We start from the raw sequence: 26,579 nt of genomic DNA, 5'->3' as shown, positions 1-26,579 counted from the left end.
TGAATTTTCATGAACCATATTGTTGCTAAGGAATTTCTTTCTCCCAATGTCGTTCAGCTTGAGATTGAATCACCGTTGATTGCTGCCAAAAGAAGAGCCGGGCATTTTGTAATTATAAAAATCGGTGTGGAAGGGGAACGGATTCCGCTTACAATAGCCAAAGCGGATACAAAAAAGGGTACGATAACCCTGATTGTGCAGAAAGTAGGCCTGACAAGCCATAAGGTTGCTGCGCTCAATGTGGGTGACGAGGTGACTGATGTGGTGGGACCACTGGGAAATCCGACACATATTGAAAAATTGGGCACCGTCTTGTGTGCTGGAGGCGGAGTGGGAATTGCTCCCTTATTGCCTATTGCTGAAGCTTTTCATAATGCCGGGAACCGGGTTATCAGTGTCCTTGCAGCCAAAAACAAGGAATTGCTGATTCTTGAGAATGAAATGCGCAAGCATTCCGATGAAACCATTATCATGACTGACGATGGTAGTTACGGTAATAAGGGATTAATCACGGCAGGCATGGAAGAAGTGTTTAAATCTCAGCCGGTCGATTTATGTGTCACTATCGGTCCGGCCATTATGATGAAATATGCCAGCCTTGTTGCTAAAAAATATAATATTCCTTCAATGGCCAGCCTTAATGCCATTATGGTCGACGGCACGGGCATGTGCGGTGCATGCAGGGTTAGCGTGGGAGGTAAGATAAAATTTGTATGCGTGGATGGCCCTGAATTCGATGCATACCAGGTAGATTTTGATGAATTACTCATGCGTCTCGGCGGTTACAGGAAGGAAGAAGCCGAAGACTATAAAAATGAACTTGCCGGATAACGATTTCTGAATTTTCCTATGACACAACCTAACGAAGATAAGCCAAGAGATCAGCAGTGGAGGAAGGATCTTAAAAAATCGATGACTGCCAAAGAACGGACCCTGATTGAAAGAGTCAGGATGCCCGAGGTGGAACCCTCTGAAAGAATCAGGAGTAATGTAGAAGTCAACCAGGGGATATCAGCGGAAATGGCTCTCGTTGAGGCAAAACGATGTCTCGATTGTCCTGATCCCCAGTGCATCAAGGGTTGTCCGGTAAACGTAGATATACCCGGTTTTATCAAGTACGTTGAAGCCGGTGATTTTATTAAAGCGGCCGAAACAATTAAAAAGGATAATGCATTTCCCTCTGTGTGCGGCCGTGTTTGTCCGCAGGAAACGCAATGTGAAGCCCGCTGCATGCTTGCTGACAAACTGAATAAGGAGGCAGTTGCCATTGGTTATCTTGAACGATTTGTTGCCGATTACGCCCGTGAATCGGAAAATGTAAGTCAACCATTAAAAGCTGAATCCAACGGAATAAAGGTGGCAGTAATTGGTTCCGGTCCCGCGGGCCTGGCTGCAGCAGGCGACCTTGCAAAAATGGGTTATGAGGTCACTGTTTTCGAAGCCCTACATGAGTTTGGCGGAGTGCTTAAATACGGAATTCCGGAGTTCCGCCTGCCAAACACAATTATCGACAAGGAAATTGAAACCCTTAAATTAATGGGGGTTACCTTCATGAAAAATATTATTGCCGGAAGAACAATTTCTTTTGATGATCTGAAAAATGATGGCTTCCGGGCTTTCTTTATAGGCAGTGGAGCCGGATTGCCTAATTTCATGAATATTCCGGGTGAAAATTTTAACGGCGTTCTTTCTTCGAATGAATATCTTACACGGGTGAATCTTATGGGAGCTGCCCGTAAAGGATTTGATACTCCTGTGTTCATGGGTAAAAAAGTAGCGGTCATCGGCGGCGGTAATACAGCTATGGATTCAGTTCGCACGGCAAAACGACTGGGGGCTGAAAAAGCGATGATCATTTACCGCAGGTCGTTTAACGAGATGCCAGCCCGTAAAGAAGAAATCAGGCATGCCATCGAAGAAGGCATTGAGTTTTTGAATCTCCACACGCCTGTTGAATATTTTGCAGATGAAACCGGTCATGTCAATCGGATAAAATTGCAGCGAATGGACCTTTCCGAGCCGGATGAATCCGGCCGTAGAAAGCCGGTACCTGTTCCGGGATCAGAGTATGAAATCGAAGCCGATATGGTCATAGTCAGTGTGGGTGTATCACCCAATCCCCTTATTCCTCAGAGTTTGCCTTCTTTAAAAGTCAGTCGCCACGGAACTATCCTGGTTGATGACAGCCATATGCTTTCAAGTATTGATGGAATGTACGCTGGCGGCGACATTGTGCGCGGCGGAGCAACGGTTATTCTTGCAATGGGTGACGGAAGACGCGCTGCACAAGGCATTCATGAATATCTTTCGGGAAAATCATGATGTTTACCTAAGAATTCCTTCCTTTTATCAAATTATCCACAGTTGTAATAATCCGGTCGTTATATTTACGGCAATATTGCAATTTATTGTTCTGTTGTAACTTATTACTCATTTACGCCGTTTACAAATTATGAATCAAATTTACTCTGTCATGAAACTATCAACAAATCTTATCAGATCTGCTCTTTTACTTATTCTGTTTTGTGCCGGTTCTCTTGGAGTGTCTGCACAAACTTGTCCTGCCGGCCTGGTAGGATACTGGAAAATGGATGAAACCGCCGGGACCAATCTTAATGAAGAAGTCAATGGTCACGATGCCACGAGAAATTCAACTACAGGTCCGGTAAGCGGAATAATCGGTAACAGTCAAAGGTTTTCCTATACCTGCAATGAATCGGAAACTGCTTATACAACTTGGGAATATGCAACAGTTCCTGTTTCTTCGGCTTTAAACCCTCCGACAAATGCCAGTTTTACAATATCATACTGGTGCAGGTTCGGGCTTGAGGAGACTGATATGCAACTTGGCTACCAGGATCATGTTATGATAAGCAAAGGCGACTGGGCCTGGGGAAATTATGGTGGCGTCATCCTTTCGGGATGCAATGGTTCAGGTCATATAAGTTTCGTTATCAGGGATAATGCCGGTCACGGATACGATCCTGAAACTCCCGGTAGCTATGATGACGCCGAATGGCATCATGTGGCTCTTGTTTACGATTATGCCAACCATGCAATGTGGATGTACATTGACAAAGAAAAGCAAATCGGCAACGGCGAGAGAACCGGAGTCGTTTTTTCAGGAAGTTTTGGAGACACCCAACCATGGCATTTCGGTTCATTGGATCTTAATGGTGTCCGGAATTTCTTTTATAAAGGTGACCTGGATGAAGTTGCTTTTTTCAACAGAGCTCTTAGTTCAAGTGAAATAGAGGCTATCTATGATAATGGACTTGTCGGTGTGGGTATTTGCTCTGTTGCTAACGTAGCTCCTTCTATCATTTCAACACAGGTAACCAATGCTGTGGTCGGTGAGGCTTATTCTTATGATGTAAACGCAACAGGAACGCCATCTTCCATAACTTATTCATTAACAACAGCTCCTTCAGGAATGGCTATCAATTCCTCAACCGGTCTGATTACATGGACCCCTTCATCTGTCGGAAGCTTCAATGTTGCTGTTAAAGCATCAAACGGTGTGAATCCGGATGCTACACAATCTTTTACAATTACTGTAACCGGTTCAAATCCTGCATTCATATCCACGCCGGTCACAACAGCCGGCCTTGGTGAACTTTACCAGTATACGGCACATGCCAGCGGCACTCAGTTAGGAATGACCTATTCACTTATTACCAAACCGGACGGCATGACAATAAACAGCACCACAGGATTGATTTCCTGGACACCTAATACCGCCGGTGATTTTGATGTATTGGTCCATGCCAGCAACGGTATTGATCCTGCTGCTGATCAGCCGTTCACGATAACAGTGAGCGGAGTACCACCGACTATAACAACTTCTCCTGTGACTTCCGCATTTGTGAATGTTACCTATTATTATCATGCACAGGCTAGCGGTACCAGCATCGGTATGACCTATTCACTGACACAGAAACCGGCAGGTATGACAATCAATTCAGCTACCGGACTTATTACATGGGTTCCTTCGGCATTGGGAGATTTTGATGTGGAAGTAGTAGCCGATAACGGCATTAATCCATCATACAGTCAGCCTTATACCATTTCAGTAGTTGAGCCTACGAATTGCCCTGACGGAATTATTTCACTCCACCGACTCGATGAAGCTGCCGGACCTGGCTACGCTGATTTCTATGATGAGCACAACGCCACAGCAACCAATTCGCCAACCTCCACAACCGGTATAATCGACCAGGCTCAGCTTTTCGGCGCCAATACAGGTATTGATATTCCGGATAACGGAACCGAATTCGACTGGCTTCCTTCAGGTAGCTTCTCTTTTGAAGGATGGATTAAAACTTCCAATACTTCTGCAATGGTTATGGTTGCAAGGAACAGGACCGATTATACAGGAGCAGCCCGCTGGTATGTGGGAACAGATGCAAGCGGCCATGCTACATTTGAACTCAGGGATAACGGCGGTCCCAATCGCGTTTTATCCGGTACTTCAGTTATTACCGATGGTGTATGGCACCATATCGTAGCCGTAAGAGACGGTGATGCCGATCAGAATGTGATCTACGTTGACGGGGTGAAGGAAAACTATGCTTCCTACAGCTATGTCCATTCATTTAAAGCCGACAATCCATTGGCTGTTACAATTGGCTATATGAAAGGTGCCGCCGATGAAATGCATTTCATCGGAACAATTGATGAAATCGCAACCTATGACAGGGCACTTGGCGAATCAGAAGTAGCTACTTTCTATAATGACGGTATACCTTCTGGTCATTGCCGTGGTACGGACAACGCTCCTTATTTTACCACTGACCCGTCAACCAGTATAAATGAAGATTCACCATACACATATAACGCCACAGTAAGTGATCCTGATGCCGGTGATGTACTTTCAATAAGTACGGTTGCCAAACCGGCATGGTTATCATTCTCCTATGTTGCCGGAAGTAAGAATTGCTCGCTTTCAGGCACTCCTACCAATTCAAATGTAGGTGAAAACGACGTGATCCTTCGCGTCACTGACGGAACCATGAGTCGTGACCAGATTTTCAGGATTGTTGTGGTTAACGTAAACGATGCCCCGGTTATTACATCAACTCATGCAACCACTGTAAATGAAGGCTCACCATATTCTTATACACTTACTGTAACCGATGTGGATGCCGGTGATGTAATCACAATGACCAAAATGACTTTGCCTGCATGGCTTACCTTTGCATGGACTGCCGGATCGAAAACGGCAACAATCACCGGAACACCCGATGATGCCAATGTAGGATCCAATTCAATTGATATCCGGATTTCCGACGGCACTACCACCATCCACGAGAATTATACGCTTACGGTGAACAATGTGAATGATGTTCCTGTGATTACAGGACAAAGCACCAAGAGTGTGAATGAGGATAATTCATTTACTGTTCTGAAAGATGACCTAACCATTTCGGATCCTGATAATCCTTCATCCGATATCACCATCTCGGTTTCAGCCGGTACCAATTATACTTTCAGTGGCAATACGGTTACTCCTGCAACCAACTTCAATGGTCAACTCAATGTAAATGTAGTTGCCCATGATCTTGCTGCCAACAGCCAGACATACCAGATGGCAGTAACTGTTAACCCGGTTAACGATGCCCCGGTTATTACAGGCCAGTCCTCAGTTGAGGTGAACAAGAATGGAAGCATCAACATTCTTAAATCCTATCTGACCATTTCAGATGTCGATAACAATGCTTCAGATATCAGCATTACGGTTCAGTCAGGCAGCAATTATACATTCAGCGGAAATGTGGTAACTCCGGCAAATAATTACACCGGTCAGCTTACTGTGAATGTGGTTGCCAATGACCTTTCCTCTTCAGGTTCAAGCTACGGCATGATTGTTTCTGTTGTTTCTTCAGGAAATGAACCTCCTTCAATTACCGGTCAGAGCGCTCTTTCAGTTAATGAAGATGAGAGCATAACTATTCTTAAGGAAGACCTTACGATCACAGATCCGGATAATCCTTCATCCGATATTACAATCGCAGTTCAGGATGGATCGAATTATACCCATACCGGTAACATCGTAACGCCTTCAGCAAATTTCAATGGACAACTTACAGTGAATGTGATTGCAAGCGATCTCGATAATAACAGTGCTGTTCATGGAGTTACTGTGACTGTTGTTGCTGTGAACGACCAGCCGGTTGTTACCAATCAGCCTTCACTCAGTGTTACAGCCGGTACATTGTATGCATACATATTTGCTGCAACCGATGTTGAAAGCCAGAGTCTGACCAAAACAGCTATTCTGATACCAGGTTGGTTGTCATTTGACCCGGGAACAGGTATCCTTTCAGGTGTACCCCAGAATTCTGATGCAGGTGCCAATTTGGTGACTTTAAGGGTTTCTGATGGAAGTGCATCCGTGGACCTTTCATTTACAATAACTGTAAGTCCTTCCACTCCTGTAGATGAAGTCAGCGACGTGGTTACCGGATTATATCCTTCACCAGCAAGTGATGTAGTCAATATCCGGTTCAACAACCTTTCTGAAGAAACAATGATTGAAATTATTAGCACGACAGGCTCGGTTGTATACACCGGCAAGGTAGCTGCACATACCGACGTCACGACTATAAATGTTCAGGGTATCAATCCCGGCATGTATCTCTGTCATATCCGCAACAACAAAATGAACGAGATACAGCGTTTCATGATTGCCAGATAGGTTATTAAAACAAGTTGATATGAAAAGGCCGCCTGATTTCAGACGGCCTTTTTAATTTATTATGGTTAAGTTGTTTTAGTATATTTGTGTATGGTAGAGCCCGAAAGTAATAAAGGCGGGATAAATGCGGTAATAACAAGAATCATAAGTATCCTGGAAGACCAGCAGCCATTAAACATAAGGTTGCTGGCTATTTGCAATGTATTGCCGGAAGCTTTCCATTATCCACAGGATGTTTCGGTGAAAATAGTTTATGATAACGAAGAGATTATCGGTAATAATTTTAAAGAATCGGTAAAAACCGAAAAGTACCCCTTTGCAACACCTGATTGCATAACCGGATTCATTGAATTACATCTTACGGGAAATTACATCGGGAAGAATGAAAACAAAATTCCAAGGTATACCGATCACCTGGGAATGATCGCCTCCATGTTGAGCTGGAACATCGCATCAACAAAGTTTAGCCGGATGTGGACGGATAAAACACAGCAGGAGCATGTATTTAATGAACTCCTGGCTCAAAATACAGAACGGCTTAAAGAACTGAGGGGAATTAACCAGACATCGCAAATCCTTCGAGAAGGCCGCTCCATAAGTGAATCGCTTAAATATATTTGTTCGATTCTTCCTGAGGCATACCAGTATCCTGAGTATACAAGGGTACGTATCCGGTATGAAAACATGGTTTTCGTAAGTCGTGATTTCAGGGAATCACCCATAAAGCAGCAGCAGGAATTCGATATTCCCAATGGGAGTAAAGGTCTTATAGAAGTATTCTACCTGAAGGAATTTCCTGAATCGGATGAAGGGCCGTTTCTGAAAGAAGAAAGAAATTTACTCAGCAATCTGGCTGCTCTCATTTCAGGTTCGGCAACCCGTGATATCTTAAACAATGTCCTGTATGAGCACCGTGAAAGACTAAAGGAGCTTCATGCCATTAATCATACGTCGTATATCATATCACAGGGCAAATCGATTGACGAAACCCTGCAGAAGATTTGCTATGTTTTACCCCGTTCATGGCAATATCCCAGGTATACGGCTGTGCGTATAACCTATGACGGTCACATATATGAAAGCCGTCAATTCCGCGATACTCCCTGGGTACAACGGGAGAAATTCGTAACTTTTGATAACCGCCAGGGTTTTATAGAAGTATTTTACCTGAAAGAGTTTCCGCCCTCATTTGAAGGTCCATTTATGAAGGAGGAACGCCAACTGATCATCAACCTGGGAAAACTCGTCAGCGGATACATCGACAGTTCAAAGGGGAAGGAAATTTATATCCGGAATCACCAGAATATTTCGCCCGCTCCCAACGCAGGCGATTACAGACTATCACTTGTAAAGAATAAACGGCCCCTGCAACTTTTCTTTAACCAGCAGTCGCTCGATAAATACATTTACCTTGATATGATGAAATACAAGGTAAAGGAAATCCTGTTTGTAGCCACACTCTATGACGCCTTTATCCTTGAAAATGAGGATAGCTTTTTTGAGCAGTTCATGGGGATCATTTACCAGTACAGTCTGTTTTCACTGCCCCGCATTACCGGTGTTTCAGCCATTGAAGATGCTCTTGAACTCATTGATGCAACCCGTTTTGATATCGCCATTATCATGGCAGGAATTGACAGGGATGCGGCATTTAAAATGAGTGACCAGATCAGGAATAAAAAACCGGAACTTCCGGTATACCTGTTGCTTAACCAGCAAAGCAACCTGAAATATTTTGAGGAAGCGGCTCCTACCATGTTATCGGTAAAGAAACTATTTGTCTGGAACGGGAATTCGCAAATCTTTTTTGCCATAGTGAAATCAATTGAAGATGAAGCCAATGTTGAAAATGATACCCGGATAGGTCTTGTAAGGATTATTCTCCTGGTGGAGGATTCACCGGGATATTATTCAAAATACCTGCAAATGCTTTATTCAATTGTTTTCGGACAGGTGCAGCAGGTATTGCCTGAAGTGGAAAAGAATGAACTGGACAAGATCAGTAAAATGCGTTCAAGGCCTAAAATATTACATGCCCGGACGTATGAGGATGCTATGTTCATTTTCAATAAATACAGGGATTATATGCTTTGCGTAATCTCTGATGTCGAATTTGAAAGTGAAGGAAGGCTCGATAAAAGTGCCGGTATCCGGTTTATCCGGTATATTAAATCGCATATTCTCAACCTTCCTATTATTCTACAGTCCTCAGAGCCCGCTAATGAACAATGGGCAAGAAGCCTGAATGTTGCTTTTATAAATAAGAACTCAGATACTCTGCTTGCCGACCTCCGTAATTTTCTCACCTATTACCTTGGATTCGGTGATTTTGTCTTCCGCAACCGTGAGGGGAAACCCATTGCAGTGGCCCGGTCATTGCGCGAATTTGAATCGCTGTTATTTGAAATTCCCGATGAAACTTTTTACCTCCATGCCCAGGAAAACCAGTTCTCACTTTGGCTGATGGCCCGCGGTGAAATAGAACTGGCGCATATCCTGAATCCCATGAAAATTGGCGATTACAAGCATGTTAAGGAATCACGCAGGCAGTTCCAGGAAACATTCCGCAATTACCGCTCTGAAAAGAAGAAAGGCAAAGTCCTTTCTTTTGATGAGACTGCCGTTATGAGTGAACAGAACATAGTTTCGTTTGCCGGAGGATCATTCGGCGGAAAAGGACGCGGCCTTGCTTTTATCAATGCCCTTGTATACAATATCGATTTTGGCAGTGTGACCGACAGGATAAACATCCGGACACCCATCACAGCTATAATAGGTACTGAAGAGTTTGATTATTTCATAGAGATGAACAGCTTGTTTGAAATCATCATTAAACCTGACATTACGTATGTCCGCATCAGGGAAGCGTTTGTTAATGCAAGACTTTCACAGGCTCTCATTAAAAAGCTTGAATTTTTTGTAGAACAGATATCAAGACCCATTGCCGTGAGGTCGTCAAGCCTGTCGGAGGATTCGCTCACCCAGCCTTTTGCCGGCGTGTTTGATACCTATATTATTCCAAATGACAGGAAAAATAAACAAAAGGTCCTGGAGAACCTGATGCAGGCCATCAAGCTGGTTTTTTCATCTGTCTATTCCGATAACTCAAAAATCTATTTCTCGGCCATCCATCATAAGGTGGAGGATGAGAAAATGGCCATTGTGCTCCAGGAACTGGTAGGCAATCAGTATGACAACTATTACTACCCGCATATCAGCGGCATTGCCCAGTCATGCAATTTTTACCCCGTAGCCCATATGAAGCCCGATGAAGGATTTGCTGTCATAGCGGCCGGACTGGGTTCCTATGTTGTAGATGGTTGGCGTTCATTCAGGTTTTCACCGCGTTATCCGAAACTTGAAATGTATACAACACGCGACCTGCTGAACAGCTCCCAGGTAAAATTCTATGCATTGAATACCGAGAAAAATGAGGTGGATTATGTAAAAGACGGCGAACTGGCATCACTGGAGCTGCTTGATATATCGGTAGCTGAAAGTCATGGAACTCTCTCGCACTGTGCATCGGTATATCATGCCGACAATGACAGGATCGAACCCGGATTGGATTCTCCCGGGCCGCGGATAATTGATTTTGCCGATATACTCAAGTATGACTATATTCCTCTTGCTGAAACCATCGACATTATGCTGGCTACCATTGAGGATGCCTTCGGATGTCCGGTTGAGATCGAGTATGCGGTGGATCTTAACAAGATTAAGAACGGGTTGCCTTCTTTCTATCTCCTGCAGATAAAGCCACTGGTTGCCAATCAGATGAATTACAGTATTGATTTGTCAGAAATTGATCCTTCGGATGTATTGCTGTATTCTGAATCAAGCCTTGGAAACGGGGAGATAAAAACTGTAAGCGACATAGTTTACGTGGATACCCAAAATTTTGATAAGCTGAAAACACGTGATATTGCCCTTGAAGTGGAAAAGATCAATCAAACATTGATAAAAGAAAAACGCGATTATATGCTCATTGGACCAGGTCGTTGGGGAACCAGGGATCCTTTCCTTGGAATTCCTGTTGTATGGTCACAGATTTCCAATGCCAAAGTGATTGTGGAAGTGAGTCTTGCCAATTTTCCGCTCGACTCGTCGCTTGGATCGCACTTCTTCCACAATGTCACTTCAATGAATATCGGTTATTTTTCTGTTTCTGAAACCATACCGGGGAGTTATATCAAATGGGAAATGCTGGATAAATACAAACCGGTGAACGAAACACGCTATTTAAAGCATATCCGTTTTGACAACCCGGTAAAGATCATGATGAATGGCCGCAAAAGGACATCGGCTGTCATACTCAACTCATAGGAAATGGCTGAAAAGATCAGAATTGGCATATTTGATGAATTCCGGATAACCCGTGAAGGAATTTCGGCACTTCTAAGGGATCATGAGGAAATTGAAGTGGCGTTGTCAGCCGAAAAATTTGAGATACTGAATGAATTGCTTAAAAGTGAAACCATTCATGTACTTATATTGGTTGTACATGCCCATCACTCACAGTTCACAATACACATGCAGCAACTCACCGATGCATTTCCGCGACTCAGAATTCTTATTATTTCGGCCGGTAATGATGAAGAATCCGTATTAACAACAATCAAAGCCGGTGCAAAAGGCTTTCTGGCGAAAGACACATCCTCAGAAGAACTGGTTCAGGCTATTTATACGCTCAGGAGCGGCTATGATTTTTTCAGCAATTCAATTACAATGCTGCTCTTAAATAAATACATTAAAAAACTCAAGACAGATGAAGAAAGACCGGATATCCGCAGCCTGAGTTCAAGGGAGATTGAAATTATGAAGATGTGGGGCAACAGTTTTACCAATAAAGAAATAGCGGACAAACTCTTCCTGAGTGTGCGCACGGTTGAAACCCACAAGAATCATATTATGCAGAAACTGAACCTGAAAACTTCCGTTGATCTTGTAAAATTTGCCATCCGCAATAATATTATTGATTTGTAGTGGAATCACCTGTCAGCGTGTAATCACCTGTCAGCGTCCGAAGGACCTGACAGCGTGATTACATTATTGTATTATCTGGAAACAACGCTGACAGGTCCTCCGGACGCTGTCAGGTTGTGCCTGGAAACAACGCTGACAGGTCCTCCATATGCTGTGAGGTTGGTATACGAAATACACGTAATTCAATACGTAATACACGGCATTACCGGATGCTGTAACACCATTTATTTGAGGAAATTATAGATTTGTAGTGTGTAAATTACAACCTGAAAAACAGTATAAAAACTCACTACAATGGCAGATCTTCTCAATGTAAAAGTAAATGATTTCATGGCAAAAATAATTGCCAGGAACCCCGGGGAAACTGAGTTTCACCAGGCAGTAAAAGAAGTTGTTGAATCCATTATGCCTGTAATCGACGAAAATCCGAAATTCAGGCATGGCAAAATCCTGGAACGTATTACAGAACCTGAACGCATCATCCTTTTCAGGGTTCCCTGGCTTGATGACAAAGGAGAAATCCAGATCAACAAAGGTTACCGCATCGAGATGAACAGCGCTATTGGCCCATACAAAGGCGGCCTTCGGTTCCATCCTACAGTGAACCTGGGTATACTCAAATTTCTTGCATTTGAACAGGTATTTAAAAATAGCCTGACCACTCTACCAATGGGTGGTGGCAAGGGCGGTTCGGATTTTGACCCGAAAGGAAAATCAGATAATGAAGTCATGCGTTTTTGCCAGAGCTTTATGACAGAACTTAGCCGACATATCGGACAGGATACCGATGTACCCGCAGGTGACATTGGCGTTGGCGGACGTGAAATTGGTTATATGTTCGGGCAATACAAGAGAATCAGGAATGAGTTTACAGGCGTTCTTACCGGTAAGGGCATTGAATGGGGCGGAAGCCTTATCAGACCGGAAGCAACAGGTTACGGTTCGGTATATTTTGCCGAGGAAATGCTTAAAGCCCGCGGAGAATCAATTAAGGGAAAAACTGCCACTGTTTCCGGTTCCGGCAATGTAGCCCAGTATACCGTCGAAAAACTGATCGCCCTTGGTGCCAAAGTACTCACTCTTTCCGATTCTTCGGGATATATTTATGACCCTGAGGGTATTACAACCGAAAAACTTGCCTGGGTTATGGATCTGAAAAACAACCGGAGAGGACGAATTGCTGAATATGTTGAGAAATTCAAGGGGTCAAAATATTCTGAAGGCAAGCGCCCGTGGGAAGTTAAATGCGACATGGCATTTCCGAGCGCTACCCAGAATGAAATCAATGAACAGGATGCCAATATGTTATGCAAGGGTGGATGTATGCTGGTTTCCGAAGGTGCCAACATGCCCTCCACACCTGAGGCTGTAGAAGTATTCCTGAAGGAAAGGATTATGTACGGTCCCGGCAAGGCGGCAAATGCCGGTGGCGTAGCCACTTCAGGTCTTGAGATGACACAGAATTCAATGCGACTCCCCTGGACAAGGGAAGAAGTCGATGAAAGACTTCACATGATTATGATAAATATTCATGCCACCTGCGTGAAATACGGAACTGAAAGCGATGGCTTTATTAATTATGTAAAAGGAGCGAATATCGGTGGCTTTATAAAGGTAGCCAACGCCATGATGGCCCAGGGGCTGGTGTAAGCCGAGCGGAGTCGAAGGTTCACCCTGAGCGGAGTCGAAGGGAAAAAAGCGTTCTGTAATTGTGGAACGCTTTTTTTAATTTTGCATATGCGCAGGTTTGTAATTGGGGATATACACGGTGCCAACAGGGCGCTTCGTCAGTGTTTTGAAAGATCAGGGTTCGACAAACATAAAGATCTTTTAATATGCCTTGGCGACCTATGTGATGGTTGGCCTGAAGTAGCAGAAGTTCTTGATTCGCTGCTTGAAGTGGATAATCTTAAGCTCTTACGCGGAAATCATGATCAATGGATGCTTGAGTGGCTTGAAACAGGTGATACACCATACATATGGACCAGCCAGGGCGGGGATTCAACCATACTCAGCTTCAAGGACGGAATATCAGATTCTCAGCGCAAACTGATTTATAACGCACAATTATACCATATCATGGATAATATGCTCTTTGTTCATGGTGGGTTCAATCCCGACAAACCGCTTGAATTGCAAAGCAGCCACGAATTGCTTTGGGACCGGAAACTGGTGAGAAAGGCACTTTTCTGCGGATCAACTGAAAAAGAGGACTGCCATCTTACCAAATTTGAAAAAGTATTCGTTGGACATACACCTACAATTAACTTTGGCAATCCCGTACCGATTTTTGCATGCGAGATTTGTATGCTTGATACAGGTGCTCGTTGGCCGGGCGGAGTGCTCACCATGATGGATATCGACAGCGAAAAGTGGTATTCGAGTGATGTGGTTACAAGCCTGTATCACCAATAAAAAAGGCGCCGGTTAAAGCGCCTTTTATTTTTAAGTTGATTTCTTCTTCAGGAGTTTTGCAAAGAAGCCTCCCCTGTCATCGTTATAGTATTTATTATCATAGCCGTATTTATACGCATTCCTCTTAACGTTCAGGTCATTGATCAATATGGCCACATTGGTAAGCTTATTGTTTTCAAAGCTTCTCATGGTGTAGTTGAATGCCGATTTGATCGTCTTGTCAATTCGTGCAACAAAAATATTGAGATCGGCCAATTTCATCAATAGTTGGGTTTCAGCCACGATGCCTGCAGGTGCCGAGTCAATGATTATGTAATCATACATTTCCTTGAGCTTATCAATCAATTCACCCGTTCTTTCGGAGTTAATCAGTTCGGCAGGATTCGGAGCAGCCGGTCCTGCAGAGATTATGTCAAGGTTTTCAATGTGGGTGGGAACAATGATATCCTCAATAATGGCTTTATCAATCAGGAAGGAAGTGATCCCGATCAGGTTGCTCGAATCAAACTCCTGGTGAACTTTTGGTCTGCGGAGGTCAAACTCAAGCAGCACCGTCCTGTGACCATTAAGAGCAAATACGGTAGCCAAATTTATGGAGCAGAAAGTTTTTCCTTCACCGCTTGATGTGGAAGTGATAAGAAGTACCTGCCTTTTTCCGCCTTCAGCGAAGAACTGGAAGTTGGTTCTGACTGTTCTGAATGATTCAGTGACAGAAGAATTCGGATGATCATTGACAACCTGTTTGCCACGATGGAAATTGTGGAAAATTTTACCGAGTATCGGGTATTTTGAATGGCTTTCAATTTCATCCACATCACTGATCTTATGATTGAGGAAGTCCTTCATCAGTATAAATGCGGATGGTATAAGCAGAGCAAGGAAAAAAGCCACAGCGTAATTCAATTTCGATTTTGGCGATACCGTACTGCACATGGCCACATTGGCCGCATCAACCACTTCATAGTCGGGCATACTTGATGCTTTGGCTATCTGCGCTTCCGCGCGTTTCTGCATAAGAAAAGTATAAATAGCGTCATTAAGTTTGAAATTACGCTCTATACCGCGTAACTGCAGTTCAGTTTTTGGCATCTGTGATATTTCCCCGCTTGCCTTCGACATACGGTAATTCAGCTCATTCAGGGAAATGTTCAGCGTATTCAGCGTATTTTTTACAGTTTCTTTTAATGTCTGTTTTAAATTGTCGATGCGAATATTCACATCGGCAAGATAAAGATTCTGTTGTCCGGAAGAATTGCGGATCAGGCTGGCTCTTTCAGCTCCCAGTGAAAGCAACTGGGTAACCAGGCCGCTCATTACCGGGTCAACCACATTCATGGATGACGGGGCCATAATATCAGCCACTTCCTGGTTGGCCGAAAGATAACTTTGCAGGTACTCATAATATTTCTTCTGAACCTGGATAGCAGCTCTCTCATTCTCAAGCTTATTCAACTGCTCAAAAACCTGCTGTCCCTGGAAACTCAGGTCCATAACTCCCTGTGACGCTCTGAAGTTCTTTAAATTCGATTCGGCATATTTTAATGAATCGGAAATATCGGAAATCTGTGTATCGATAAAATCGACAGTGCTCATGGCCGTTTTCGTTTTCCGGTCGACACTCTTACCAAGATAAGCCGATGTAAGGTTGTTCAGAAAATCAGTTACCCGTTGTTCGTTGGTTCCTGAAAGTGATACTCTGATGAGCGTTGATCGCTGGGTAGTGGGCTCGGCCGTAAGCGATCCCTGGTATTGGAGAGTCAGGGTGTTGATATTATTAAAGTAAAAAACGAGATTGTAACTTTCAGTAAATGTCTTATCAAACTGGGGAGTCTTATTGATTCTGAAATTGAAATACTTGGATTTAATTTCATCACCGAAATTAAATCGCTGGTTAATACTGATTGTCGGTGTAAAGGAAACAACAAGATCATCAATGTAATTATATAACGGAATTTTTTCTCCTTCGGCCTGTATCGTAAAAGAAGATTCATTAATGAATGTTACCTTGAAATTCAATCCTACTGTCTGAGGAACCGACTGGTCAATAACCACCTCAATGGGTGAATCATTGTACATATCCGTTTTGCGGATAAAAGGAGTCTTGAATAATAGTTCGGAAACAGGTGAATTCTTGTATGCAAGGTAGGTTACTTTGAAATCAGCATCAGTCAGCACTTTCTTTACAAGTGAAAATGACCGGATCACTTCGACCTCGTTGTCTATATTTTCGCTTTGGCTGAATAATCCGAAATTCTGGAACATATCGGTTGACGAGTTCATGAAACTCGGCTTATCATTCTGATTCAGGTAAAGTGTGGTCGAATTCTTGTATCTTACCTGAGAATACTTGTTATAGATTAAAGCGATAATCAAAAAAGCAGCAATCAGAAAAATATAGGTTCCTCTGAATGAATATAATCGCAAAAGAACTTTTTTATAATCCAGGCTGTCTGAAAATGTTTCTTGACCCTCTTTCATAGTTAATTATATACGTGATTTCACTTACTAAGCTGATTTGTTATAAGAATAATGGACAAGATTGCACTTATTGAAGTCAGGACAGTTCCTGTTGTGCTCAGTGCATAATCCTGCAAGCTCCTGTATTTGGCTTTTATAGGATTTATAATCAGTACATCATTTGGAAGAAGATAATAATACTCTGATGCGGCAATTCCTTTCTTTGTAAGGTCAAGGGTATAATATTTGATCACATTATCTTTTTCTCTTACAAGAGTTACATTTGATAAATCACCAAAGCCGGATGTGCCACCAGCAAATCCGAGTGCCTGGAAAACGGTGACTTTCTCATCAAAAAACGGATGTTGCCCCGGTGAATTAACTTCACCAAGAACCGTTACTTTGTTACTTACAAACCTTACCATAACGGATATGTTATTCAGGTAAGCCGAAAGAGACTTGGTGATTTTGTCCCTGGCCTCGTTAATTGTCAGGCCTTTAACATTAATGGTTCCGATAAACGGAACGGTAATATCGCCATTTGCATCAACGGCATAACTTAACAGTTCTGTGTCTATGCTATAACTCCGTTCGTTAAAAATATTGTTTGTTTTTTCATCCAGGCTATATATTTTGATATACAGGTAATCATAGGGCTGAATCGTTTTTTCCGTACGATCATTCTTGTAATCATTTTTTACTGAACCGGTACTTGCATCGTCAACGTATTTCAATTTGCTCACGTCAACGCAGGACGTAACAAGCAATAAAATACCTGTTGACAGGAACATCAAAGAATAATTTCTGTTGTTTTTCATGATTCCTGTATAGATTTCTTAAAAAGCTAATTTATAAAAAATTGGCGTTTGGATTTGAATTTTTTTACGATAGCAAGGAGGTAAAAGATACACGGTTAATATCCCGTACCGTAAAGAACCGTCTTAATGGTTCTGATAAAAAGTTGGAAGTCATTTTTGATAGACCATGTGTCTATGTACTGGATATCGAGTTTCATCCAGTTATCGAATAAAACTTCATTGCGGTTGGGAATTATCTGCCAGGTGCAGGTGATTCCGGGTTTAACCGATAAACGGCGCAAATGCCAGCGTTCATATTTTTCAACTTCGGAGGGCAGGGGAGGACGGGGTCCTATAAGGGCCATCTCGCCTTTAACAACGTTAAACAATTGCGGCAATTCGTCGAGACCTGTTTTTCTGAGAATTCTTCCGACAAAGGTGATACGTGGATCCCTTTTAATTTTGAATGTCGGACCATCACTTTCATTCAGTGCTTCCAGCTGAGCTTTGAGCTGTTCGGCATTGTGAACCATGGTCCTGAATTTGTACATATAAAACTTTCGGCCTCTTAACCCTACACGTTCCTGTTTAAAGATTACCGGGCCTTTTGACGTTATTTTAATCATTAAGGCGATAAGAAACATGATCGGAGAAAGAATGAACAGGATGCTGAAAGATACCCAGAATTCGAAGAAAGATTTCCTGGCAACAGCGGCTGAATTTTGAGGTGTATTCTTAATTGTAATGAAAGGAATGTGCTCCAGGTGCGTAATATGAGCATCTGCCATACCTTTCAGCGGACGATTAGGTTGAATACGGATGGTAACACCGATTTCCTCACACATTTCTACAAGCGCCCTGATTTTTTCATCCTCAATGTTGCACTTGCAGCAAATAATCTCATCAATAATATCAATGTCAAGAATATTTTTGAGGTTGATTTTATCAGGATAGATGCGGATCGTCGATCCGAATTTCTTTTTTAACCAGGCAGAATTGGTGACAATCATCAGGATCCGGAAACCCCACTCAGGATGTTGTAAAAGGGAGTCAATGAACTGCTCGGACCTTTCATCTCCGTAAATTACGATATTGCTGATATTATGGCCGTTGGCCCTGTAATATTTAAATACTTTATAGGTTAGAATTCTGACAAAGTATAGCGAAAGAAGATTGATAATGCTGAATGAAATGATTACAAAGTGGCTGAAATTGTGGAGGCCGAAAAGGTGTTTGTATAAAAATAAAAGCGCAAATCCGGCGAAGTTAAAGTTTATGAAGGTCATAAAAATGGAAACGTATGACCGTGTTCTTGGGATGGTTGTGAGGTTAGAAGTGTATAACAAAATTGCCCATGTAGGTATTATGAGAATCAGCATGATAACATAATCCCTGTCAAACCTGAAATAATCAGTGTTTATTATATTAATAAGAAAATAGGCAAGGAAATAAGAAAATACAGTTACAATGAGATCAATAATTGTAAGGAGCGAATTAAAATCTTTTTTATGCTTAACAATCTTAGTCATTTCCCGGATAGAGGTTTGATTTATAAGCCAAAAGTAATGACTTATTAATTTCAAAGACCACTTTGAAGCCCACTATTTGCGGACTATTTGACAAAGTGACCGAATCGTGGGATGTAAGTCAGAAGTTAATCAACGGATGAAAATCAGGAACGATATCTCAGAGCTGGCAAGAGCGAAGACCGAATGTTAATTTCACTTCCTGGTGACCTTCGTGCTGTCAATTTGCATGTACCGGTATACCCAATCCCTGAACTTTGCATGGGCAATCTTTGATTCAGGAAGATCATAATTTATTTCCTGGAACACGTGCCACATACCTTCATAAAGGTCAAGCTTTACGGGGATTCCGGCCTGATCTATGGCCTGGTATTGTCTTACGAAATTACTCAGGAAAATCTCCTTAGTTCCCCCCTGTATGAGTGTAGGAGGAAAACCCCTGGTGTAGTCTCCGTAAACAGGTGAAACATATGGATTCTTATGCATTTCAGGTGGTGCATAGGCCAGCGATGATGGTCTTAATGAGTTATTGTATTCAATGATGGGATCCTCCCCCATCAGGGTGCGATAGGTATCCCCGTTATTGGTTATATCAGACCATGGTGAGATCAACACAACAACTGCAGGCATGCCCATTCCTTCATCGCGCATCTTGAGCACTGAGCCGGCTGAAAGGCCTCCACCAGCCGAATCACCATAAATGCCAATGTCCGGCATTTCATAACCCATTTTCAGTATGGCTGAAACCACTGAAATTACCTGCTCCAGGATTTGATTGTATTTTAAGCGGGGCGGGTTGGTGTAATTTATTGAAATCACTCTTAAGCCGGTTAAATCAGCAATGGGTAAAACGCCTCCCATCATGGTATATGCGCTGAATAGCGTGTATGCCCCGCCATGGATATAAATCAGGATCTTTCCATTGTCTTTCCAGTCATGCGGCCTGACATCAAGAACAGGTACACCACCCATAACGGTATCAATGATATGCGGTTTAAACAACATTCTCAGCGTATCGTTAAAGGGCATCCAGGCATCTTCATTGTACTGCCAGAATTTTCGCCATAATGCCGTATCATCAGCCGAGGGATATCCTCCGTTGATAGTATCCTTAAAAGCAAATGAAGCTAATTCCTTTCGGGCTTCGGCGGAGATGGTGCCGGGTATATAATACTCTGATTTCCTTACATCATTGTTACATGAGGCAATTATAGCCAGCCATATAATCCATAAATAGTTTTTACGCATATCCATTTAAAATCGGTATAGAAATGGAATAGTGATATTGTATTAAACAACGGAACCGGTTTTTATCCGGTTGCTTTTTTCAGGGTTTCTGAACGATCAGCTTTGAAGATGTCAGATGGGTGCCTGAACCAACTCGCAAAATATATATTCCGTTGGCAAAGTTACTGAAGTCAATATCTACTATATTCTGCCGGCCAGGATTAAAGACAGACCGGGTATAAAGTATTCTTCCATATATATCCGATAGGCTTATTACTGTATGGTCCATGATATCCTGCTCGGAAAGAGGGTTAATTTCGACCCTGGCTGAACTGTGAATGGGATTCGGATACACTTTAACCTGGTAATCAATGGGTACATTCCGCACGCTGTCGGATGCCCCGGCTATATAATTCTGCCGGATTTCACCGCCGCTTAGCGCTTTATTATACAGGGCAACTTCATAAAATGTACCCTGCCAGGAATGATTCGCGTCGGTTTCATTGGCTAACCTCAAAAAATAGGAATTAGTCCAGTTTCCGAAATCATCAGGACGATAGCCTTCCGACGATTTGTGACCATTGAGGTACATACATTCTGTACCAACTGAATCACGGGTATAAACGATATGATTGAGCGTTATATAGGAGGAATTGTATTCAGGTGTGAATTCAGGATATCCTGATTCGTTTGTGGATCCGGTTTGAACCCTGACACCATAATCAAGGTGTTTTTCACCGTTTTCATCAATTAATTTCTGGTCCATTGCAAAGCCAAGGTGATTGTCATCCGAAGAAAGTGAAATGATCCTGGCGTTATCCATCCATCCGGGTTCAATTGGTTTTACCCAGCATTCAATCGAAAGTTCCTTTGTTAACTTAATCGCATTAATTATCTTTTTAGCAGGTAACAGGGATATTAGCATTGTATTTGCCTTGACATTCAGTTTGCTTTGGTTGTTCCATGACACTGCAGAAGAATTCTGTATCCGCAGGTCAAGCGGTTCACCGTAACCTGATTGATCATATATTATAAGATCGGGACTGTATGAAAAATTATAGTATGCGATAAGGCCATCTTTAACCCGCTTCATTTCCGATGTGGACAACGTGGTAACAATTCTTTTATTGCTTTGTGAAGAGGTGCCGGCAATATTGACAGCCTGAACCGTATATTGGTAGGAAGTTCCTGAAAACAGAGAATTATCAGTAAAAACAGTATCGTTTGCATCTACTTGTATTGTCTGTTTTTGAACAGGAGTCGTAATTGTTGAACGGGTTATAATAAATGCGCTTTCATTGGATGAATTATCCTTCCATGATATTGTAATGCTGCTGTCAGTCGACTGTGTCCCTTTCAGTAAAGAAGGTGCAGAAGGTACAGCAACATATGGTGTGGTGATCTGAATAGTGTTACTTGTATAAGCTGAATAGCCATCGCTATTGTATGATCTGAGCCGGTACCTGTATGTTGAATTCATTTTAAGCCCTGCATCTTTATATGATGTAGCATTGGCAGCGACTTGAAAACTAACGATTGTTCCTGCAGGATCAGGTCCTTCCCGTTCGATTTCAAACCCGGTCTCATTGCCCGACCGGTCCTGCCATGCAATCGTACATTCAGTAATATTGAGCGACTGCATTACAAATTTGTCAGGAGCCGCTGGAATTACCAAACCAAGGGTAGTAGCCTGGAATGCGTCGCTAAGAACCGATTCGCCGGCATTGTTATATGCAAGTATCTTATAGAAATAGGTTGTATTAATATCCAGGGATTTGTCAGTGTATGTCGTCACATTGGCTGTGACCGTGCCAACTTGCTGATAATTGCCATTGGCACTTGCAGAACGGTATATTTTGAAACCATACTCCGTTTCAGAAACATCATTCCATTTTAATATAATGGATGATTTGGTCCTGTCATATACTCTCATGTTCTGAGGGCATGCAGGTGGTTCATTATATGCAATGCGAAAATTCCGCCAATAGTTCAGTGTACGGTTAGATGGACTTAAAGAATTACCTCTGGGCACATCAATGCCATCTTTGAATGTATAAATCAGTATGTTGTCAACCTTTATCCATTCGTTAATGGGCGTAGCCCAATCAGCAGTGTTGCCGCCGAAAAAAGTATACAACCTGAGACAGTCAATTTGTATGTTTGTTGTATGACGGAAAAGAACATGTGAAAGTTCCATTACCAGCTTGCCGTCAAAATATGCCTCCAGGATACCGTCATAATTTCCTCCTCCGGCATTAACGGTATTCATAACAATTCTGTATGTGATATTATGCCATTCACCGGGGTTACAATAAGCACCAACACCGCTTGTATATTCCACTTTCATCTGCGACGGGCTGAAAATATCCCTTGAATAACCGGCTCCCCAATAAGCTGTAGTGCCATATGTGGCTTCCACTGCGTCAGGATAATAGAGATAAAAAGATACAAGGCCATCTGCATGAAACATCAATCCTCCTGAAAACCCGTTATATCCGGTAGGTTTGGAGCCTGAATAAATGGTTCCACCCTGGACACTCGGCATTTTCCCGCCAAGCTGGTATTGGAAACCAGGCATAAACAAAATATCATAGGACACATAGGCCTCGTCAGTTGCAGGAATCGGTGCATACCAGCTGGCACCGCCGGCTTCAGCACCAAGACTGCCCTGAGGATAATAAATCTGAAGGGCTTTGGAAGGATTAACCTGGTCATTCTGGTCCACTGAAATATCGGTTGTAGATTGTCGGTTATCCCAATCGGGATTATTAAAATCCGTCAACCACTCATTTCTCTGGTAATCACCAACAGTATTATTCTCAAAGTTGTGTTTAAAAATGATATTTAAATCATCCAGCGTAATCTGTCCCGAAAGCGGAAAAATAGCTAATAAACTGAGAAGGAAGGTAAAAAGGGTTTGCTTCATCACTGAAAATCTTTTCTGAACGCCTCAAATAATTATTCGGTCAACATAAAGTGACTTCTCGTCAAAAGTCCACTTTGGCAATTTTAATGAATTTTACTCAATTTGTCACAAAAGGTTGAAAAAATATGAAACAAAAAAAAGCTGTATGCGGTGAAGTCATACAGCTTTTGTTTAAAGGGTATCCGAATTACCGGTACAACACCAGTTTTTTCGATATTGATTTTCCGAAATATTCAAGTACTACAATATAAATTCCGTTTGCATATGCGCTTAAATCGAACGTTCCGAGAGGATCTGCTGTCTCGTTTACTTCCTTCCTCAACATCAGCTTACCGGTTAAGTCCAATAGTTTCACAACCGGTTTTTGAACAAGATCCGGTTCCTCGCTTGATTTTTCACTCAAAAGATCGAAATCTACATTTACAGTTCCTTTGGATGGATTCGGGTACACTTTCAATTTTGAAGCTTCATCCAAATCCGAAACTATCGATTTCTTTCCTGTGAATTCATGAATGCCAATATCTGTTGTATTAGCATACGGAACTTTACTGTTATAATAGTCCACTGAAACATTCACCATTTTACCGCGGTCAATTGCGGGTGAAGTCTTATCAAGCTTAAAGTTGTTATTTATTACATCAGCAAAAACAGGATCCTTACAAAATGAATTGACATCAATTTTCATATCTTTTTGCATCTGGTCAATTGTACTGTATAATTTGCCTGATATATCCACCATGCTGTTTTGTTCCGGAAAGAAGATGTTATAATCCGAGCTTATGTTCTGTGAAAGCATTTTAATTGCTTTCTGGCCTTCGGCAGTGAAATAAAAAATATTATTGTACAAAGTCAGCTTAGCATACGTTGTACTAACCGATTCGTGGTTTGAATAAAACACGTTATTGATGATATCTGCCTTTGCATCATTTCCCTGAATGTTCACAGCGATTTTATTGTTTCTGAAAACATTATAGTAAATCTGATTCTCCGATGCCGTTGATTGAATACCTTCTTCTTTGCTGTTGATTATGTTATACTGTGCTTTAAAATGCAGACCTGAAGCTACACGTATTCCGTTTGAAACACCGGTGACGGAGCAATGCTGAATGCTAATGTTGTCAGAGGCGGTGCCTGCAAAATACAATGCACTCACTGCATCTGGAGCCTGGATATTGCAGTTTGATATGGTTATATTCTTCTTATCATATGCACTTACCAGGTAGGTTGTGGTTTTGCTTGAAATAACCGGTAATTCGCCAGTGGTACCATATGATCCGATTGTTACGCTATCGGCACCGATAAGAATTTTATCTTCGAAGGCGGTTGTACCTCTCTTTTGCAAATAGCTTTTTCCTGAAAACCATTTTACATCCGACCAGGAGCTGAATGGATGATCCACTGAACCGTTCTCCGAGAGATCTGACGTATTGGACGGATCAATGTAAATAGTTGAACCTGTCATTGTAGCCGGAGTTCCTGCAGGCACTTTTGTCGGATCATTGCTGATGTCTGTGGTTGGATTGTTGGCGGTTGTTTTTAATTCGCAGGCGCCGATATCCGGAAGGTTGATGATTTTAAGTCCACAATGATCAATTTTATTGTCGGTTGTAAGTCCTTTGTCAATTGAACTTGAAGCTGTGGCTTTAATATCCAGATCATGTGCGGTAAAATTGACAAAATGCATTGTAACATTGATGGTGTCAATATCCAGGTTGTGCGAAGCTGTTCCGGTTCCTTCAAAAGAAGAAGCGTAGTTATTATAGGTGCTTACGCTTGAACATCCTGAAGCACTAATACTTCCAATCACCGTGTTGTTAAAGATCTTAATGTTTGAGCCTTGTGTGAGGTTAATCTCTTTCCCTCCAAAATCATAAATAATATTATCATAAATCAGCGTTCCGTTTGAAGGTTCTGAACCCCCGGTTGAAATTGCCGAATTCTTCCCGCCTGACATTGTATTGCGCCTGATAACTGCATTTGAACAATCTCTCAGATCTATTCCGTTTGCTACATTTTCCATCAGATTGTCTTCAAAAACGTGACCCACACCCGGAAGATCGGATGAAGTAACCGGGCTCACATGGATTGCATTGAGACCTTGTCCTTTAAAATAGCAGTTTTTAACTGTGATATAATCCGGCTGGGCCTCAGAACCAATTGTTCCGGGATTGGTAATGAACACACCGTTTCCCTTGTTATAAAAGATACAATCCTCAATCCGTACATTATTCTGTCTTACCTGGATTCCGGCATCATTCTGTGTGGTGGTAACTGCAGAGCCCTGGTTAAATACACAATGTTTAACTATTGAACCATGTCCCGCCGAAAGCCTCAATCCATGGCTTACACCATTTATAAATCCAAAGTAAGTGTTCGTGATTTTGGTGGGACCGACGCCATTTTTAATGAAACTCTTCTCGCATCCGCTCGAGCAATTAATACTTGTTGTATCAAAGCGGCAGTTCAGCACCTCAAACGAATAGTTTGCGGTGTAATCCGAATAGGAACTGGTATTCAGCACCATGGTACTCTCCACATCCGTTTTATCACAGTTATTGATGATCAGGTTATAAAACCCGATGTTGTTGCTCTTTCTCCTGCTGTAAATGGCGGCAGAATTATAATTTCTTATATACAGATCGAAGAAATAAACGTACTGTGTTGCAGTGGCATCAGGATCACCCGATCCGCCTGTAGCATCACCTATATAAAAACACATATTGGAACCATCGGTAAACGCAGGGCGGTTACCAATCCCGTACGCTGCAATAAGTGTTGGATGTGACTGAGTGGCTTTATGTCCTGTGATGGGAGTATATTCATCCTTAATAATATTCTTTCTTTTGAGAAAATACCCATAGCCGGGTGTCAGGGCAATGTCATCGAGGTCGTTATAAGGTTTGTCGCGTTTACCTGTTTCCGTTCCCCGATAAGAATAATCAATGAATTTGCAGAAAGCATTTTCTTTTACATAGATCATTGCAGTGTCAACTTCGCTTCCGCTGGCGTCGGATGTGCGAATCAGAAGATTGATCAAAGTATCCTGCCTGACAATCTTTCCGTTAATTCCTGATGCATTGGCAATGGTAATCAGACCGGTTGACGAATTAATGGCAAAGACGTTTTTGAAATTATTTTCAATTCTGAAAGATACCCCGGAAGATTTCCAGGTCAGAGTTTTCAACCATGAGCCAACATAATCGCCGTTTTGCACATTCTCAGGAATTGCGAATTTTTGCTTTACAGCCATTACATAATGTTCATGATAGTCGGCTTTAATGAGTTGAAAAGTGGAGAAACTAAGTAATCCGATAAATAACAGCATTTGTTTTGCTCTGTGGAATACGCTTGGCATGCTAGTAAGTTTTTAGGTTAACTCGTCAATAAATATTGACGAAAGACTAATTAATTTTGACCAATATATGGATTAATTTGACGAATGGCAAAATTTAATTAGCTACCGACCTAAATTCTAGCAGCAGGTTATCAACAGGCTTATACCTGAAATGTAAATAAATCAGTTGGTTGTGTAGAGCGGAAATTGTTCA

13 protein-coding genes are annotated in these 26,579 nt (G+C 42.1%); 7 read left to right on the top strand and 6 right to left on the bottom strand.

Going from position 1 to position 26,579, the window contains the following annotated elements; translation table 11 throughout:
* Positions 1–9: 9 nt before the first annotated feature.
* The 7 genes from VK179_13505 (at position 10) to VK179_13475 (ending at position 14,098) form a co-directional block, all read left to right on the top strand.
* Complete coding sequence (locus VK179_13505) at positions 10–831, top strand: sulfide/dihydroorotate dehydrogenase-like FAD/NAD-binding protein (GenBank protein HLO59758.1); 822 nt, start codon at positions 10–12, stop codon at positions 829–831.
* 18 nt (positions 832–849) lie between these two features.
* Positions 850–2,322 (top strand): NADPH-dependent glutamate synthase, encoded by a 1,473-nt coding sequence (gene gltA / locus VK179_13500; protein ID HLO59757.1) that lies wholly within the window; start codon positions 850–852, stop codon positions 2,320–2,322.
* Positions 2,323–2,473: 151 nt separating this feature from the next.
* Positions 2,474–6,697, top strand: a complete 4,224-nt coding sequence (locus VK179_13495; protein HLO59756.1) for a putative Ig domain-containing protein — start codon at positions 2,474–2,476, stop codon at positions 6,695–6,697.
* A 90-nt stretch (positions 6,698–6,787) separates the two neighbouring features.
* A complete protein-coding gene (locus VK179_13490; GenBank protein HLO59755.1) occupies positions 6,788–11,023 on the top strand; it encodes a PEP/pyruvate-binding domain-containing protein in 4,236 nt (1,411 codons plus the stop codon).
* Positions 11,024–11,026: 3 nt separating this feature from the next.
* Entirely contained in the window at positions 11,027–11,683 is a 657-nt protein-coding gene (locus VK179_13485; protein ID HLO59754.1) for a response regulator transcription factor, read from the top strand.
* Between the two features lie 294 nt (positions 11,684–11,977).
* Positions 11,978–13,333, top strand: coding sequence for an NADP-specific glutamate dehydrogenase (gdhA, locus tag VK179_13480; GenBank protein HLO59753.1), 1,356 nt, complete (start codon positions 11,978–11,980; stop codon positions 13,331–13,333).
* A gap of 87 nt (positions 13,334–13,420) precedes the next feature.
* On the top strand, positions 13,421–14,098 hold the full coding sequence (locus VK179_13475) for a metallophosphoesterase (GenBank protein HLO59752.1): 678 nt from the start codon (positions 13,421–13,423) through the stop codon (positions 14,096–14,098).
* Between the two features lie 30 nt (positions 14,099–14,128).
* On the opposite strand, the gene VK179_13470 is transcribed toward VK179_13475, so the two are convergent.
* The 6 genes from VK179_13470 to VK179_13445 form a co-directional block, all read right to left on the bottom strand.
* Complete coding sequence (locus VK179_13470) at positions 14,129–16,576, bottom strand: polysaccharide biosynthesis tyrosine autokinase (protein ID HLO59751.1); 2,448 nt, start codon at positions 16,574–16,576, stop codon at positions 14,129–14,131.
* A gap of 20 nt (positions 16,577–16,596) precedes the next feature.
* Positions 16,597–17,373 (bottom strand): polysaccharide biosynthesis/export family protein, encoded by a 777-nt coding sequence (locus VK179_13465; protein HLO59750.1) that lies wholly within the window; start codon positions 17,371–17,373, stop codon positions 16,597–16,599.
* A gap of 95 nt (positions 17,374–17,468) precedes the next feature.
* Positions 17,469–18,881 (bottom strand): sugar transferase, encoded by a 1,413-nt coding sequence (locus VK179_13460; protein ID HLO59749.1) that lies wholly within the window; start codon positions 18,879–18,881, stop codon positions 17,469–17,471.
* A 192-nt stretch (positions 18,882–19,073) separates the two neighbouring features.
* Positions 19,074–20,126: an alpha/beta hydrolase gene (locus VK179_13455; protein ID HLO59748.1), complete on the bottom strand. Its 1,053-nt coding sequence runs from the start codon at positions 20,124–20,126 to the stop codon at positions 19,074–19,076.
* Positions 20,127–20,205: 79 nt separating this feature from the next.
* Positions 20,206–23,031 (bottom strand): fibronectin type III domain-containing protein, encoded by a 2,826-nt coding sequence (locus tag VK179_13450; protein HLO59747.1) that lies wholly within the window; start codon positions 23,029–23,031, stop codon positions 20,206–20,208.
* 187 nt (positions 23,032–23,218) lie between these two features.
* Positions 23,219–26,386 (bottom strand): right-handed parallel beta-helix repeat-containing protein, encoded by a 3,168-nt coding sequence (locus VK179_13445; GenBank protein HLO59746.1) that lies wholly within the window; start codon positions 26,384–26,386, stop codon positions 23,219–23,221.
* Between the last annotated feature and the right edge of the window lie 193 nt (positions 26,387–26,579).

The sequence above is a fragment of the Bacteroidales bacterium genome, from assembly GCA_035299085.1.
In the GTDB taxonomy this organism is placed as follows: Bacteria; Bacteroidota; Bacteroidia; order Bacteroidales; family UBA10428; genus UBA5072.
The sequence above is the reverse complement of the archived record's forward strand: the minus strand, read 5'-3'. Positions and strand labels throughout refer to the sequence as shown.